This window comes from Micromonospora sp. NPDC047527 (assembly GCF_040643015.1).
Classification (GTDB): domain Bacteria; phylum Actinomycetota; class Actinomycetes; order Mycobacteriales; family Micromonosporaceae; genus Micromonospora.
In genome coordinates, this window is the sequence record NZ_JBEYTK010000001.1 from 274,006 (window position 1) to 289,898 (window position 15,893).

Genomic DNA, 15,893 nt, shown 5'->3' on the forward strand with positions numbered 1-15,893 from the left:
GTCGATGAGCGGCACGGTGAACGCGGCACTGATCTACCCCCCGCTGACCGATCCCACCTCGGGATACCACTCCCTGAACTACCTCGACTCGTACGCCCGGGCGCAGGGGCACCGGCCGGCGGAGATCATCGACGCCAACATCGAGGCGTTCCACCACTCCTACACACCGTCGGCGTACGAGTGGCTGCTGCGGGAGCGGTCCCGGCTCTCGATCGACGACCTCAGCGGCCCGGACGCGCTGATGGCCCGGGCGAATCAGCTCGGCCTGCCCGACCCCGATCCGGAGCGGCTGCGCCGGTCGATCGGGGTGTTGCAGGATCCGACCCTGTTCTACGACTACCGGCACTACCAGGACGCCGTCGAGGGTGTGATCTCCTGGATGGACGCGCTCGGCGCGGTCGGGTTCCCCGGCCAGTTCCGCGCGGGCTTCCGACTCCACCCGCCGCCGATGATCTCGATCGGCTCGGTGGCCGCGCTGACCGACGAGGCGCTGCTCGGCCGGCTCAACCGGCCCTTCCAGCCGTACTACGAGGACGTGCTGATCCCGCGACTGGCCGCTGGCGGGCACCAGGTGATCGGGATCAGCGCCACCTATCAGTGGCAGCTTCCGTTCGCGCTCTGGATCGCCCGACTCGTGCGGCGGGCCTGCCCGGACGTCTTCCTCATCGCGGGTGGCACGGAGATCTCCGACGTCTGGAAGTGCGCCAGCAAACCCGAGTACGTCTTCCAGGTGCTTGCCGACTTCGACGCGATTGTGGTCGGCGAGGGGGAGAGCGCGTACACGGAAATCCTGGACGCGGTGGCGGCCGGCACCCTGCCGGCCGGGCACCCCAATGTCCGCCTGCACCCGAAGTACGGCCGGCAGCGCCAGCTGCCGCTGCGCTACGAACGCCTGGCGCAGATGCCCGTCCCGGACTTCTCCGGCCTGCCCTGGGACCTCTACCTCAGCCCGGAGCGATTCGTCTACTACTCGCCGACCCGAGGCTGCTACTGGAACAAGTGCACGTTCTGCGACTACGGACTGAACACCGACGGCCCCACCAGCCCGTGGCGGCAGGACACGGTGGACAAGATGATCACCGATGTCACCGAGCTGTCGAAGTTCGCCAAGTTCATCTACTTCTCGGTGGACGTGCTCGCTCCCGCGACCATCCTGCGCTTCGCCGAACAGGCCGTCGAGCGGGGGCTGGACTTCCGCTGGGGTGCGGAGATCCGGCTGGAGAAGTACTGGTCGGACGAGCGCTGCGAGCTGCTGCGGCGCAGCGGCTGTGTCGCCATCTCGGTCGGTTTCGAGTCCGGCAACCAGCGCATCCTCGACCTGATCGACAAGGGCACCAAGCCGGAGCAGGTACGGCGCACCATGACCGCGATGACCAAGGCCAACATCGGTGTGCAGATGATGGGCTTCACCGGGTTTCCCACCGAGACCCGCGAGGAGGCGCTGGACAGCATCACGTTCCTGCGCGACAACCCGGACCTGTGGACCCTCGGCGGGCTCGGTGACTTCATGCTGACCCCGGGCGCCATCGTCGCCAAGGAGCCGGAGCGGTTCGGCATCACCAACGTACGGCCGGTGGAGGGCTCGGACATCGTCCGGATGCTCCGGTACGACGAGCCGGTGACCGAGGCGGCGCAGGAGGAGGTCGCCCAGGCCAAGGCCGGCCTCAACCCTGGGCACTTCCACCGTCCGTGGCTGGGCAGCACCGACACCCCGCACACGTTCTTCTACCACGACCGGTACGGCACCGCCGTGCGCGGTGTGCTCGCCCACGACCGGGTCCGGCACGACACCGACGACCAGACCGAGTTCCTCGCCAACGGCTCCTTCGTGGACCACGACGACGAGCGGGTCCGCGACGCGTACCGGCGGATCCGGTCGGATGAGCAGGACGGCGTCCCCGGCGACCTGCCGGCGGACCGGAACCTGTTCCGTCGGGCCGACGGCCAGGTGTTCGCGCTCAACCGCAGTAGCCGGCTGATCCTGGAACTCTTCACCGCGCCGCTCACCCTCGCCGAGGCGCAGAGTCGGCTCTGGATGGTCGAACCGACGGTCGCCGAGCGGGTCTGGCGGACCTTCATCGGAGAGCGGCTGATCCGCCGGCATCACCCCCCGGCCCCGGCCGAGCCGACGCGGTGACCCGAGCGCGGGGCGCGGCGGCCAGATCTGACACGTGCGAGCGTCCCGACCGGCCGTGCCGGTCGGGACGCCTGCCGATCAGGCGGTGACAGCGATCACCAGCTTGCCGGTGGTGTGACCGGTCTCGACGGCCGCCAGTGCCTCCGCGCTCTGGTCGAAGGTGAACGTACGCGTGATCTGCGGGTCGATGGTGCCGTCCACCATCAGCGCGGCGACCGCTTCGAGCGACGCTCTGCCGAGGCGGCGGGTCAGGTACTCGCCGCCCAGTTCGCTCACGATGCTGTCCGCGGCTGACAGCAACTGCTTGGCATCCTTCACCAGCCCGGCGATCGCGCGCAGAGAGTCGCCGCCGACGAGGTCGATCACGCCGTCGACGCCGGAGGGGGCGAGCTCGCGCACCTGCGCGGGCACATCGCCGGCGCCGACCGCGAGCACGTCGCCAGCGGCCTCCATCCCCATCACCTGCGGGAATGGCACGTGCCCATTCAGCATCCGGACAGCTCCGGATCGGAGCAGGTGGTCGAGGCGTGCGACCCCAGCGGCCCGGACCTTGACGAGGATCTCACCGTCGCCGGGCTGCGGGTCGGGCCGATCAAAGTACAACTGGACCTCGGGGCCACCGAAGGCACGGTATCCAAATGCGCGGCTCATAGTAACGCGGCTCACACATCCGGGTGGTGGCTTGGGCACCGGCTACCGTGCTTGCTGACGGTGACGTCAGGGGTAGGAACACCCGACGTGGTGTGACGCGAAGGAGGGGGCGGTCGTGCGGATCGGCGAGGTGGCGGAACGATCCGGAGTCAGCGTGCGGGCGCTGCGCTACTACGAAGAGCAGGGCCTGCTGTACGCCGAGCGCAGCACCAGCGGGCAGCGGCGCTACGACGGGACGGCGGTGGACCGGGTCCGCCTCATCCAGCAGCTCTACGCCGCCGGGCTGTCGAGCAGGGACATCCTCGAACTGTTGCCGTGCGTCTACACCGGGATCGCCACACCCGACATGATCGCCAGGCTCGGGGTCGAACGCGATCGCATCGACCGCCAACTGCGGGGCCTCACCGAGACCCGGGACCGGCTGGACTCGGTGATCCGCACCGCATACCAGCACCTGGACCAGGCTCCGAAGCCGGAATCGCGCGCGTGACAAGGGCTGTCGCGATCGTCGCCTCGCCGGCTGGGTCGGAGCATCCTGACCGGTGACGATACGGATGAGCGGAGGTCGCCCTGGCCGGGGCGGTTGAGCCCGACGCGACACCGGCGGTCGCCGGTGTCGCGTCACTCGGCACGTCTGCCCTCAGCTGAGGACGGCGGTGGCCTCGACCTCGACCAGGAAGTCGGGGGCGGCGAGCGCGCTGATGCCCAGCCCGGTGAGGGGCGGGGTCGGGGTGATCCCCAGCTTCGCGGCCGCCCGGGAGATCCCCTCCAGCAGCAGAGGCATCTTGTCCGGGGTGAAGTCGACGATGTAGACGGTCAGCTTCGCCACGTCGTCGAAGGACCCGCCGACCTCGGCCAGGGCGGTGCCGACGTTGAGGTAGCACTGCTCGACCTGAGCGGCGAGGTCGCCCACCCCGACGGTGCTTCCGTCGGGGCCGAGTGCGACCTGGCCGGCGAGGAAGACCAGCTTCGAGCCGGTGGCGATCGAGACCTGCTGGTGGGTGGCCACCGTCGGCAGTCCCTCGGGGTTGATCAGGGTGATGGGCATGCCGTCTCCTTCGTCGCGGAGCCTGTGGACTCGGTTCGGAAAACATAACACAGCAATGTTATGTATCCTGGTGTGATGGCGAGAACACGGGACCCCGCCGTCCGCACCTTGCTCGTCGAACGAGCGGCGACGATGCTCCGCACCCGCGAGCCCATCACCCTGCGGTCACTCGTCGAGGGGACGGGCGTCTCGACGATGGCCGTCTACACCCACTTCGGCGGCATGGACGGCATGTGGAAGGCGTTGCGGCAGGAGGGTTTCACCCGCTTGGCCGCCCGCTTCGCCGCCGTGCCCACGTCGGCGGACCCGGTGGGGGATCTGACCGCCCTGGCCGCCGCCTACCTCGGCAACGCCCTGGACCATCCCGACCTGTACCGGGTGATGTTCGACGCGAGTTTCGACCTCGAAGACCTCAAGGCCGCGGACGCGACCCTGGAGTACCTGGTGCAGGCCGCCGGGCGAGCCATCCAGGCCGGTCGCTTCCGCGCCGACAGTGTCCCCCTGGACGTGGCGATCCAGACCTGGACGGTCACCCACGGGCTGGTCTCGCTGGTCGCCAACGGCCCGCTGCCGCCCGAGACGCTCGCCAACGGCGTCACCCTGCTGACCGCGCTGTTCACCAGTACCGGCGACGACCCGGAGCGATGCCGCCGGTCGGTCGAGAGCGGCTGGCGGCAGTCGGGCCCGGCCAGGTGAGAGGGGGTACGGGGAGGACTCCGACGCGGGCGGAGTGGCGGACGACACCCCGTACGCCGGCCAGCGCCACAGGCGCGAGGCGCGTCAGTTGTCGCGGCTGCGTCGAGGGGGCCTGATCTCGGAAGCGGGTGGGGTGGTCGTGCGCGGCGGGCTGTCAGAGCATCTCGGTGCGGTATGCGGGAGCCAGGTCGGCTGCGCGTTGCCGGCGCTCCGCCATGTCCTCGTCGGTGAGCTGCGGCGGCCGTGCGTCCTTGTCGGCGACTTCGTCGCCCACGCGCAGGAAGTATTCGTCCTGGCCCGCGGGGGTGCACATGCACAGCATGCGGGCGGGCGCGCCGGAGGTGTTGCGGAAGTTGTGCGGCGCGTTGGCCGGGATGTTCACCGTGGAGCCGGCCCGGACGGTGTGCTTCTCCCCGCGGAAGGTGAAATCGATCTCGCCTTCGAGAACGGTGAACATCTCCTCGAAGTCGTGCCGGTGTGGCGGCGGCCCGCCGCCGTCGGGGACGCGCATGTCGATGAGGCAGTACTGCCCGTTGGTCTGCTTGCCGGTGATCAGCATGGCGTAGGTGCCCCCGGCGAGGGAGATGTAGGTGGTTGCCGGGTCGTCGGGGTTGGCGACGGCCAGTGTCCGGGTCGGATCGTCGTCGGGGATGGCAGGGGTTGCGCGGTCGAGGGCGGTCATGCTGCCTGTCCTTCCTGGTGGAGTTCTTCGCAGCGCAGTGCGGCGCGGGCTTCCCGGTCGCGGAAATGACGGTAAAGCGTCCCGACGTCCACGCCAGCCTCCTGGGCGACCACCGCCATGGGAGCCGTCATGTCACGCTGCAACGTGCGCAACGCCGCCGCCAGGACCTTCTCCCGGTTGGCGACGCCGTCGCTGCGCGGAGCACGAATCACCGTTGGTCCGCGTGGCGCGCCGCAGTCATGACCCGCATCCTAGTGACGACGAGATAACGCGGCCGCGCAGCGGCACGAGGAAGCCCATTCGCCGGCCCGACAGTAGGCCAGCGGCGCGGCGTCGTTGGCGGCTGTCTGCTGCAAAGCGAAGCGGATACCGGCCCGGGCGGGTGAAGGCTGGCGCAACTCCTCCGGCACCGGTTCGTTGGTGCGACAAGGGGGGACGGAGGCGGACGATGGCGGCGGGCCGGGGTGCCGAACTGCTGCGCTCTCCGATGAGTTCGGGCCGCGCGACGTTCATGGAGCTCTTCTTTGACCTGGCCTTCGTTGTGGCCCTCACCCGGGTCTCGCAACGGTTCGCCGGCCTGAGCGATGACGCCGGCTGGGAACTCGTCACAGGGTTCGGTCGCACCCTGCTGCTCTTCTTGGCGCTCTGGCTGATCTGGTCGCACACCGCCTGGATCACCAGTCGCTACGAACCGGAGCACCCGCTCATCCAGGCCGTCGTGGTCGGCACCATGTTCGCCGGCCTGATCATGGCGGTGACGCTGCCACGCGCCATGGAGGAGCGGGCACTGCCGTTCGCGGCCGCGTACCTGATGGTGATGCTGGTGCGGCCGCTGGTGGTCGCCGCCGGGCTGCGTGGCCATCCGCGGCGGCTGGTGCCGCTCCGGCTTGCCGCGTGGGCCGCGGCGAGCGCGCCGCTCTGGCTGGCCGGCGCGTTGGGTCCGGACCATCTTCGCCTGCCGCTGTGGGCTACCGCCCTCGCGGTCGACTACCTCGCCTGGACCCTGGGCTGGCCGCTGCCGTGGCTCGGGGCCTCAAAGGTGGGCCGCTGGCGGATCGCTGGGACGCATCTTGCCGACCGTTACCAGCAGATGTTCCTCATCGCGCTCGGTGAGTCGATTCTGGTCATCGGCGTGGTGTTCAGCGGTCGGGACTACTCGGGGGTGCGGGCAGCAGCCTTCACGGTCGCCTTCGCCACCAGCGCGCTGCTCTGGCGGATCTACTTCCACCGCGCCGGTCTGCTGCTGACCGAGGCGTTCGATCGGGCGGCCCTGCCCGGCCGGCTGGGCGCGGCATCGGAGCGGACGCATCTGCTGATCGTGCTCAGCGTGCTGGCCACCTCGGTCGGCTACGAGCTGGTGATCGATCAACCGTTCGGACCGGCGCGGCCCAGTGGGCTTCTGTTCGTGGCGGGAGGTCCGGTGCTCTTCCTCGTCGCCCGTATGCGGCTGGAGTACGAGATCTTCGGCCGGGTCACCTCATCCCGGCTGATCGGCGTGGTGGTCCTCCTGCTGCTCACGCCAGCGATGGTCCGCTGGGCGCCGATGGTCGGGCTGTGCGTGGTGGCCGGAGTGCTGGCCCTGGTCGCGTCACTCGACGCGCTGCGCAGCCGGGGACGGCCGCTGGAGGTTCCCGCCTCGCCGATCGGTCGGGAGGCATCCGACGATCGCCCCGCCGAGGCGTGACCGCGCGCGGCCACGCACCGCGACCGGCATTTGCCTACAACCATTAGGCAGGAGCATAATAGGTGTAGGCAGATGGGGGAGAGCGATGGAGAGGCTGGGTCTGACGCCGGAGCGTCTGACTCGCGCGGGGGCGGAAATGGCCGACGAGGTCGGCTTCGACGCGGTCACCGTCTCGGCGCTCGCCCGGCGGTTCGACGTCAAGGTCCCGAGCTTGTACTCGCATCTGAAGAACTCCCAGGATCTCAGGACCCGCATCGCGCTGTTCGCGCTGGAGGAACTCGCCGACCGCGTCGCCGACGCCGTGGCCGGCCGTGCCGGCAGGGACGCGTTGGCCGCGTTCGCTGACGCCTACCGCGACTACGCGAGGGAGCACCCGGGTCGCTATGCCGCCGCCCGGCTCCGACTCGACCCGGACACGGCGGCCGCCAGCGCCGGCGTCCGACACGTGCAGATGGCGCGAGCGATCCTGCGAGGCTACGAGTTGGACGAGCCGGCCGCGACGCACGCGGTCCGGATGCTGGGCAGCGTCTTTCACGGCTACGTCAGCTTGGAGTTGGCCGGTGGTTTCGACCACAGTGCCCCCGATGCCCGGGAATCCTGGGACTGGATCGTCGATTCGCTCGACGCGCTGTTGCGCGACCGCAGCAGCACCCCCTGACCCGGCCGCGCCGCCGCACACGGTCCGCTGCGCGTCGCGCCGACGAACACCGACATTTCGGTCGAGAGGCTTGAGGCAATGACCACCGAACACCACTGGGTCGTCACCCCGGTCACCACGGACCTCCTGCGTGGCCACGTCGACGTGGAGGCGACCGCACGCGGTCTGCTGCCGCACAGGCTGCCCGCGCGGGCGCGCCGGCAGATCCCCGATGACCAACTGACCATGGCCGAGGCCCAGCCCTCCGGTGTGCGGCTGGCCTTCCGCACCCGGGCCCGCGTGATCGAGTTGGACACGCTGCCGACCAGGCGGGTCTACCAGGGCTTCGCGCCCCCGCCGGATGGCGTCTACGACCTGCTGATCGACGGTCGCCTGGCCGCGCAGGCCTCGGTGGCCGGGGGCAATGTCCGGACCATTACCAACATGTTCACCCAGGCTTCCGTGCTGACCGAAGGGCCGGCCGGCACCGCACGCTTCGCGGGTCTGCCCGCGGGTGAGAAGGACATCGAGATCTGGCTGCCGCACACGGAAATCACTGAGCTGATCGCGCTGCGCAGCGACGCGCCCGTCGAGCCGGCACCGCCCAGCGGGCGCAGGACGTGGCTGCACCACGGCAGTTCCATCAGCCACGGCTCGAACGCCGGTCATCCCAGCGCCATCTGGCCAGCCCTGGCCGCGGCCGAGGGCGGCGTGGAACTGGTCAACCTGGGGTTCGGCGGCAGCGCGTTGCTCGACCCGTTCACCGCCCGTGCGATGCGGGACATCACCGCGGACCTGATCAGCGTCAAGATCGGCATCAACATCGTCAACGGCGACGTGATGCGTCTACGCGCCTTCACTCCAGCGGTCCACGGCTTCCTCGACACTGTCCGAGAGGGGCATCCGACCACACCACTGCTGGTCGTGTCCGCCATCCTGTGCCCGGTCCAGGAGGACACGCCCGGCCCTCTCGCGCCGGACGTCGAGGGCGGGAGGCTGCGGTTCAAGGCCACGGGCGATCCGGCCGAGCGGGCCGCCGGGCGGCTGACGCTCAACGTCATCCGTGCCGAACTCGCCCGGATCGTCGAACAGCGCGCGGCCGACGACCCGAACCTGCACTACCTCGACGGCCGCGACCTGTACGGCGAGGCGGACTACGCCGAACACCCGCTACCCGACGAACTCCACCCGGACACTGCCGGGCACCGCCGTATCGCCGAGAACTTCGCGCGGCTCGCGTTCGGCGACGGCGGCCCTTTCGCCGCCAAGAGGGGCTGACCAGGGGGTACGCGGACAGCGCCGGCCGCGGGCGTGGATCGATCAGCCGCGATCAGCGGGATGTGGTCGACCGGCGCTCGGCGTTGATCCGGAGGAGCCCTTCGACCCCGCGCACGAAGGTCTCGGACACCAGCGCGGGGTCGTAGAGGCATCCGGCTGCCATGGCGCCGTCGCGGAGCATGACGAAATGGCGCGCGGCGGGAGCCGCCGTCTCCTCGTGGACCTGCGCCATCAGCATGGTGAGTGTGTCCAGGAACCATTGCCGGTGGGTGATGATCTCCTGGTTGACGGGATGGTTGGTGTCGGGATATTCCGCGGCGGCGTTGAGGAAGGCGCACCCACGGAACCCGGGGGACTGGATGTTCTGCGCAATCGAGCCAGCAATGGCCAGGAGGGTGTCGAGCGGCGACGGGTTGGTGGCGAGGGCCGCATCGACCGCGCGGCGATCCATCTGATGGACGTCACGCAGGTAGGCGAGGATGAGGTCGTCCTTGCTGGGGAAGTGCCGGTAGAACGTGGCCCGGGTCACTTTCGCCTCGGCGATGATCCGGTCGACGCCGACGGAGTGGATGCCCTCCGCGTAGAAGAGCCTGGTTGCCATGGTGAGGAGCCGGAGTCGCGCCTCAGAGGGCCGAGTGTCGGGTTCGCCGCGCGTCATACCGACCATCTTAGCGAAAAGAACGTTCGGTCTGAGCAGTGCAAGCCGCCGTGAGCAGCGGTGTTCCGCCCGCCACCGCCCCGCCCGGCGAGCACAGATAGAACGTTCGGTCTTGACGTTTGCCGTGGCGCCTGCCATGCTGGCACGACAGAACGTTCGATCTCTCCAGCAAGCCCCTCCGCTGAAAGGCTCACCGTGGCCACCATTGCTGCTCCACCCGGCATCTCCCAGACGGCGTCCGCGCTGCGGCGGCTGTACTTCGGCCGCTTCGCGTTCGCCATCGTGTGGGCCGGGGTGACGATCGCTACCGCCAAGGAGATCGGCCCCCTCGCGGTGGCGCTGTTCGTGCTCTATCCGTTGTTCGACGTGGGTGCCGCCATCTACGACCTTCGCTCGTCGCGGACCACCGGCTCGCCGGCCCTGCTGTACGTGAACATCGCGGTCAGCCTGATCGCGGCCGTCGGCGTGGGCGTCGCCAGCTCGTCCGGCATCCCCGCGGTTCTGCGGGTCTGGGGTGCCTGGGCGATCGTGGCCGGCCTGGTCCAGTTGATCGTGGGGGTCACCCGTCGGAGGATGGGCGGCCAGTGGCCGATGATCATCAGCGGCGGCATCTCGGTTCTGGCTGGTGGGTCCTTCATCGCCAGCGCGTCCGCGGACAACCCGTCGTTGACCAACGCGGCCGGCTACGCCATCCCCGGCGCCATTTTCTTCCTCATCGCGGCTGTCCGCCTCGGCCGCGCCGCGAAGGGCAACTGACATGACCACCTTTGAGTACGACGTCGTCGTGATCGGTGCGGGTCCGGTCGGGGAGAACGTCGCCGACCGGGTCGTGAAGGGTGGCCTGACCGCCGCCATCGTCGAGCGGGAGTTGGTCGGCGGTGAGTGCTCGTACTGGGCCTGCATGCCGACCAAGGCGTTACTGCGCAGCGCGTCCGCGTTGCGGGCGGCCCGCCAACTGCCGGGCGCGCGGGAGGCGGTGACGGGAGACCTGGACGCGGCTGCGGTGCTGAGCCGGCGGGACTCCTTCGCGTCGCACTGGCAGGACGACGGGCAGGTTTCGTGGCTGGAGTCGGCCGGGATCGCGCTGCACCGCGGTCACGGGCGGATCAGCTCCGAGCGGGTCGTCGAGGTGACCGGCGTCGACGGTGTCACGACGACGTTGACCGCGCGACACGCGGTGGTCGTCGCGACCGGCAGCAGTGCTCTGTTGCCGGACATCCCGGGCCTGCGTGAGGCGGCGCCGTGGACCAGCCGCGAGGCCGCCTCGGCCGCCTCGGTTCCCCGCCGGCTCGCCATCATCGGCGGTGGCGTGGTGGCGACCGAGATGGCGACCGCGTTCGCCGCTCTGGGGTCGTCGGTGACGGTGCTGGCTCGCGACTCTGTGCTGCCGTCGGTGGAGCCGTTCGCCGGTGAGCTGGTCACCGAGTCGCTGCGCGAGGCCGGTGTGTCGGTACGCCCCGGCGCGGAGGCCGTTTCCGTCAACCGCGACGACAGCGGAGCCGTCCAGATCGTGACCGCCGACGGTGACCGGGTCGAGGCCGACGAGGTGCTGGTGGCGATTGGTCGTACACCGAACACTCAGGACATCGGCCTCGACGGCATCGGGCTGACCCCGGGTGCCTGGCTGGCGGTCGACGACACCCTGCGCGTCGTCGGCGGCGGCGAGTGGCTGTATGCGGCGGGCGACGTGAACCGGCGGGTGCTGCTGACCCACCAGGGCAAGTACCAGGCGCGGGCGGTGGGCGACGTGATCGTGGCCCGGGCGAAGGGTGCCACGGTCGAGGACGGCCGGTGGGGCCGGCACGTGGCGACGGCCGACGAGCGGGCGGTGCCGCAGGTGATCTTCACTGACCCGGAGATCGCGTCGGTGGGTCTGACGGCGTCCGCGGCCGAGGCAGCCGGGCTGCGGATCCGTGTCGTGGACTACGACCTGGGTGCCGTTGCCGGGTCGTCCCTGCACGCCGATGGCTATAAGGGGCACGCCCGGATGGTCGTCGACGAGGACCGGAAGGTGATCGTCGGCTTCACCCTCGCCGGCCCGGACGTGGCGGAACTGATCCACGCCGCGACGATCGCCATCGTCGGTGAGGTGCCGCTGGACCGGCTGTGGCACGCGGTTCCGGCGTACCCGACCGTCAGCGAGGTGTGGCTGCGGCTGCTGGAGACCTACGGCCGCTGACGGTCGATGGGCCGGGCACTCGTCCCGTCGTCCGGGCCCGGCGCCCTCGGTCGTCTCTCGTGTCATCACTCGGAAACCATGTAAGGAGAGCGTCATGCCCACCAAGATCACGCTGATCATCGGTAAGCCCGAGAACCCTGACGAGTTTGAGAAGGTCTACGCGGAAGTACGACAGGCCGCGGACACGTTCCCGAAGGTACGGCGTATCGAATCGGCCAAGGTGTGGCCGAAGGAGGATGGCACCGCCACCCCCGCGTACCGGACCCTCGACCTGTACTTCGACAGCTACGAGGACGCCTCCGCCGCGGTCGCGACACCCGTTGCCGGTGCCGTCTTCGGAGGGCTGACGCAGGCGCAGGTGACGATCATGGGGCTGTTCTCGGATATCGAGTAGTGCCGTGTCGGCGCTTCGGGTCGGCCGGCCCGAGGCGCCGATTCAGGGCCCACCGGAACGCCGGGGTGGGCTCGTACATCTGGCTTTTCTCGATCTCGCTGACAGCAGTCTGACCCGTACCGGATATTGGATGCGGCACCGCACTGGCCGGGATTGCGGGTCGGTACGCGCTGCCAGTGAATCGCCCGTCGACCGTCCGCGCTGGCCAGGTCTGCATTACCACATGCAGCGGGCAGTGGGGCCTCTCGAAAGGAATGCCAGATGAACGCTGCGCCCGACATGTCTGCCCAGGAGGCAGGGATGCCCACCGTTGTTCTCGTCCATGGGGCATTCGCCGGCTCGTCGAGTTGGAATGGAGTGATTGCTCACCTCAAGCGTCGGGGGTATCCGGTCATTGCCGTCGCCAACCCGCTGCGCGGTGTGCAGAAGGACGCGGCTTACGTTCGCTCGCTTCTGGACAGCATGCCCGGGCCGGTCGTGATGGCCGCCCACTCGTACGGCGGGCTGGTAATGACCGAGGCCGCGGATGGCGCTCCCAATGTCAAGGCTCTGGTGTACGTCGCCAGCGTGAGCCCGGACGTAGGGGAAAGTGTGATCGGGCTGATCTCCAAGTACTCCGGAAGTCAGCTCGCCTCCAGCATCAAAATGGTGCCGATCCCTCTCGACAACGGTGGCACGACAATGGATCAGTACATCCAGCAGGACAAGTTCCCGGAGGTGTTCGCCGCGGACGTCGACCCCGACACCGCCGCACTCATGGCGGTAACGCAGCGGCCCGCCTCTGCGAGCGCCCAGGAGGAGGGTGTGACAAAGGCCGCCTGGAAGACGATCCCATCGTGGACGCTGATCAGCACCCAGGACCAGGGCATTCCGCCAGACCTGCAGCGCTTCCTCGCCGAGAGGGCCGGGTCCACGACAGTCGAGGTCGCCGCGTCCCACGCCGTGGCAGTCTCACAACCCGGTCCGGTCGCGGACCTCATCGACACCGCCGCCCGCGCCACCATGAGCTAGGTGTGCTGTCCCGACAATGTCGGCAACCATGATGACGATTGGTGGCCCCAGGCTGTCTCGCACCGAGACCCAGCCTGGGGCCAGCATCGGAGATCCACACCGGATCGGCGGCATAGCGCCATCCCGTCAAGCTGATACCGCGACGTCGCCGAAACGGAGTCGATCTTAGGGCGTCAGGCAGGGCTGTGACCCCCGCACACCGCCGGCTCAGACATCACTGAGCCGGCCTTCACGCGCTGAGACGACATACCTGCGCGCGCATCCTCGGGAATCCTCGACCCACCGCACGAAACCTGCGGACGAAGGGGAGAGGTGACGTGGTGGCCCCTTGCTGAGATCCATTCACGAGCGTAGGAAGAACACCACCCCCACCGTCGGCCCTCGCTCCGACCCACCGTCCAGCGTCGAGGAGATGCGTGTGACGACACACAGACGGCTCCGTCTTGCCGTGTCCGTGCTGGCGACAATGAGCACCGTCCTGCTCGGCGCCACCCCCGCCGCCGCGCATCCCGCGCATCCCGCACCCGCCCGACCCGGGGCCTGCGACCCGATCGACCCGACCGCCTGCCTGCTGCCGTTCCCGAACGACTACTTCACCGTGCCGGACCGGACCAGCCCCACCGGCAAGCGGGTGCGGTTCGCGGCCTCCGCGATGCCCGCGAGCGCCCAGGGGACCCCGATCGACCCGACGGAATGGAACCGGCAGGACGGGTTCAGCCCCGGCTCGCCGATCCTGGTGCGGGTGCCCGGTCTCGACGCCGTGGCCTCCGGGATCGCCCCGGTCACCGACATCGGCCGCTCGCTGGCGCCGGACGCGCCCATCGTGCTGCTCGACGCCCGGACCGGGAAGCGCACACCGTACTGGGCCGAACTGGACGCGCACGCTGTCGGCCAGCCCGACCGGCAGGTGCTGATCATCCGGCCGGCGGTGGCGCTGTCCGAGGGCACCCGGTACGTCGTCGGGCTGCGTGGCATGCGTGACGGCAGGGGAGCGCCGATCCCGGCGCCGAAGGCGTTCACGGCGTACGTGAAAGGCTCCGGCCTCGGCCATCGGGACAGTCGCGCACCGCAGATGAAGCGGATCCTCGCCGACCTGACCAGGGCCGGTGTCAAGCGGCAGAGCCTCTACCTGGCCTGGGACTTCACCGTGGCCAGCCGGCACGGTCTGACCGGGCGGATGCTGTCGATCCGGGACAGCGCGTTCGCCGGCCTCCGCCGGGCCGCACCGACGTTCACGGTCACCCAGGTGACCGACTACCCACCGGAGCAGGAGCCGCTGATCGCTCGGCAGGTGACCGGCACCATCAGCGTGCCGTCCTATCTCACCGGTGACGGCGGGCCGGGGTCCCGGCTGCACTACGGGCCGGTCGGCGGCAGCGGGAGGCCGTCGACGCCGAACTCCCTGCCCACCCCGTCGGGCGCGACGGTGGCGGCGGACTTCGTCTGCAACATCCCGCGCAGCGCCTCCGCCGCGAAGCCGGCGCACCTCTCGCTCTACGGTCACGGCCTGCTCGGCAGGCCGACCGAGATCAACGCTGGCAACGTCAAGACGATGTCGAACACGTACGACTTCACCTTCTGCGCGACCAGCTGGATCGGCATGGCCGCCGCCGACGTCCCCTATGTGGCAGGCGCGTTCACCGACCTCAGCGCCTTCCCGGCGGTGGCCGATCGGTTGCAGCAGAGCTACCTGAACTTCCTCTTCCTGGGCCGCGCGATGATCCACCCGGGCGGGTTCGCCGCCCACCCGGCGTTCCGGGACGCCGCCGCACGGCCGCTGATCAACGTGGCCGGCGGGCTGCACTACGACGGCAACAGCCAGGGCGGCATCAACGGTGGCGCGCTCACCGCCATCGCCCAGGACTGGACCCGGTCGGTGCTCGGCGTGCCCGCGATGAACTACTCCACGCTGCTGCAACGCAGCGTGGACTTCGCCCCGTTCCAGTCGATCATGGACGGCTACTACCCGGACAAGGTCGACCAGCAGTTGATCCTCGCGCTGCTACAGATGTTGTGGGACCGCTCCGAGGCCAACGGGTACGCCCAGCACATGACCGACCGGCCGTTGCCGGGCACCCCGGCGCACCAGGTGCTGATGCACGTTGCCTTCGGCGACCAGCAGGTCTCGCCCGCGGCGGCCGAGGTCCAGGCCCGCACCATCGGCGCCCGCCTACACACCCCCGCACTCGCCGACGGCTGGTCACTGGACGTACGGCCGTACTGGGGCATCGCGCCGATCCGCAGGTACCCGTACACCGGCTCGGCGATCGTGATCTGGAACAGCGGCGCGGCCCACGCGCCGCCACCGACCAACCTCGCCCCGGCCGGGCCGGAGTACGGCGACGACCCGCACGAGTTCCCGCGCGCCCAGGCCGCGGCCCAGAGACAGAAGGCGGTCTTCCTGCTCACCGGCAAAATCATCGACGTCTGCGCGCGTACACCCTGCGCCTGACGCCGACCGGACGGGCCCGCCGGGATCACCATCCCGGCGGGGCCTGTCGGTGGCGCGGCGGCGGTCAGGCATCATTCGCGCATGACCGCACCGACCTTCGCCGACCGGGTCGATGCCGATCGCGCTCCAGGACCGCTTCATCGCCGACGCGGACGCGCTGACCCCGGGCAACCGGTTCGACGTCCGGTCACTCGATGTCAGCCACGCCGCAGTCCTGGTCCGCCCGGGCGAGGCCGCGGCCCTGCCCTCCGAACTGCTCCCGAAGTGACCTCCCGTTAACGGCACCGCCCTGCTGCCGACACAGGACCGCCAACCGATCACGGTCACGTTGAACCGTCGCGACCCCGGCTCGTATTACAGGACCGGAACTGCAGGATGTGGATGGA

General features: G+C 69.7%; 17 protein-coding genes. 12 read left to right on the forward strand and 5 right to left on the reverse strand.

The features are described from left to right. Positions 1 to 4 precede the first annotated feature (4 nt). Positions 5 to 2,137, forward strand: coding sequence for a radical SAM protein (locus tag ABZ808_RS01125; RefSeq protein ID WP_356999140.1), 2,133 nt, complete (start codon positions 5 to 7; stop codon positions 2,135 to 2,137). Positions 2,138 to 2,215: 78 nt separating this feature from the next. On the opposite strand, the gene ABZ808_RS01130 is transcribed toward ABZ808_RS01125, so the two are convergent. Further along, positions 2,216 to 2,788: a zinc-binding dehydrogenase gene (locus ABZ808_RS01130; RefSeq protein WP_356999142.1), complete on the reverse strand. Its 573-nt coding sequence runs from the start codon at positions 2,786 to 2,788 to the stop codon at positions 2,216 to 2,218. A gap of 115 nt (positions 2,789 to 2,903) precedes the next feature. Between ABZ808_RS01130 and ABZ808_RS01135 the strand changes: the two genes are divergently transcribed. After that, complete coding sequence (locus tag ABZ808_RS01135) at positions 2,904 to 3,278, forward strand: MerR family transcriptional regulator (RefSeq protein ID WP_356999145.1); 375 nt, start codon at positions 2,904 to 2,906, stop codon at positions 3,276 to 3,278. A gap of 150 nt (positions 3,279 to 3,428) precedes the next feature. On the opposite strand, the gene ABZ808_RS01140 is transcribed toward ABZ808_RS01135, so the two are convergent. Further along, a complete protein-coding gene (locus ABZ808_RS01140) occupies positions 3,429 to 3,836 on the reverse strand; it encodes a RidA family protein (protein WP_356999147.1) in 408 nt (135 codons plus the stop codon). A 75-nt stretch (positions 3,837 to 3,911) separates the two neighbouring features. Between ABZ808_RS01140 and ABZ808_RS01145 the strand changes: the two genes are divergently transcribed. Further along, a complete protein-coding gene (locus tag ABZ808_RS01145) occupies positions 3,912 to 4,532 on the forward strand; it encodes a TetR/AcrR family transcriptional regulator (RefSeq protein WP_356999149.1) in 621 nt (206 codons plus the stop codon). A 154-nt stretch (positions 4,533 to 4,686) separates the two neighbouring features. On the opposite strand, the gene ABZ808_RS01150 is transcribed toward ABZ808_RS01145, so the two are convergent. Continuing rightward, complete coding sequence (locus ABZ808_RS01150; RefSeq protein WP_356999151.1) at positions 4,687 to 5,214, reverse strand: cupin domain-containing protein; 528 nt, start codon at positions 5,212 to 5,214, stop codon at positions 4,687 to 4,689. Further along, positions 5,211 to 5,426, reverse strand: a complete 216-nt coding sequence (locus ABZ808_RS01155) for a TetR family transcriptional regulator (protein WP_356999153.1) — start codon at positions 5,424 to 5,426, stop codon at positions 5,211 to 5,213. Before ABZ808_RS01155 ends, ABZ808_RS01150 begins: the two co-directional genes overlap by 4 nt. A 236-nt stretch (positions 5,427 to 5,662) precedes the next feature. On the opposite strand from ABZ808_RS01155, the gene ABZ808_RS01160 reads away from it, so the two are divergent. The 3 genes from ABZ808_RS01160 (at position 5,663) to ABZ808_RS01170 (ending at position 8,813) form a co-directional block, all read left to right on the forward strand. Next, positions 5,663 to 6,898 (forward strand): low temperature requirement protein A, encoded by a 1,236-nt coding sequence (locus ABZ808_RS01160; RefSeq protein ID WP_356999155.1) that lies wholly within the window; start codon positions 5,663 to 5,665, stop codon positions 6,896 to 6,898. Between the two features lie 85 nt (positions 6,899 to 6,983). After that, positions 6,984 to 7,556, forward strand: coding sequence for a TetR/AcrR family transcriptional regulator (locus tag ABZ808_RS01165; RefSeq protein WP_356999158.1), 573 nt, complete (start codon positions 6,984 to 6,986; stop codon positions 7,554 to 7,556). Between the two features lie 78 nt (positions 7,557 to 7,634). Further along, complete coding sequence (locus ABZ808_RS01170; protein WP_356999161.1) at positions 7,635 to 8,813, forward strand: GDSL-type esterase/lipase family protein; 1,179 nt, start codon at positions 7,635 to 7,637, stop codon at positions 8,811 to 8,813. Positions 8,814 to 8,865: 52 nt separating this feature from the next. Here the strand turns inward: ABZ808_RS01170 and ABZ808_RS01175 are convergent, their stop codons facing one another. Beyond that, on the reverse strand, positions 8,866 to 9,471 hold the full coding sequence (locus ABZ808_RS01175; RefSeq protein ID WP_356999164.1) for a TetR/AcrR family transcriptional regulator: 606 nt from the start codon (positions 9,469 to 9,471) through the stop codon (positions 8,866 to 8,868). A 195-nt stretch (positions 9,472 to 9,666) separates the two neighbouring features. Between ABZ808_RS01175 and ABZ808_RS01180 the strand changes: the two genes are divergently transcribed. The 6 genes from ABZ808_RS01180 to ABZ808_RS01205 all read left to right on the forward strand — a co-directional run bounded on the left by ABZ808_RS01180 (position 9,667) and on the right by ABZ808_RS01205 (position 15,775). Beyond that, positions 9,667 to 10,227 carry a hypothetical protein gene (locus ABZ808_RS01180; protein WP_356999167.1) on the forward strand — a complete coding sequence of 187 codons (561 nt, stop codon included), beginning with the start codon at positions 9,667 to 9,669 and terminating at the stop codon, positions 10,225 to 10,227. A 1-nt stretch (position 10,228) separates the two neighbouring features. Beyond that, entirely contained in the window at positions 10,229 to 11,650 is a 1,422-nt protein-coding gene (locus tag ABZ808_RS01185; RefSeq protein ID WP_356999170.1) for an NAD(P)/FAD-dependent oxidoreductase, read from the forward strand. A 94-nt stretch (positions 11,651 to 11,744) separates the two neighbouring features. Then, complete coding sequence (locus ABZ808_RS01190) at positions 11,745 to 12,044, forward strand: hypothetical protein (RefSeq protein ID WP_356999173.1); 300 nt, start codon at positions 11,745 to 11,747, stop codon at positions 12,042 to 12,044. A 261-nt stretch (positions 12,045 to 12,305) separates the two neighbouring features. Then, positions 12,306 to 13,055, forward strand: coding sequence for an alpha/beta hydrolase (locus ABZ808_RS01195; protein WP_356999175.1), 750 nt, complete (start codon positions 12,306 to 12,308; stop codon positions 13,053 to 13,055). 418 nt (positions 13,056 to 13,473) lie between these two features. Further along, the gene (locus ABZ808_RS01200) at positions 13,474 to 15,507 is read left to right on the forward strand and encodes a hypothetical protein (RefSeq protein ID WP_356999177.1); all 2,034 of its coding nucleotides are present in this window, start codon (positions 13,474 to 13,476) and stop codon (positions 15,505 to 15,507) included. Positions 15,508 to 15,619: 112 nt separating this feature from the next. Continuing rightward, on the forward strand, positions 15,620 to 15,775 hold the full coding sequence (locus tag ABZ808_RS01205; RefSeq protein WP_356999180.1) for a hypothetical protein: 156 nt from the start codon (positions 15,620 to 15,622) through the stop codon (positions 15,773 to 15,775). Positions 15,776 to 15,893: the final 118 nt, after the last annotated feature.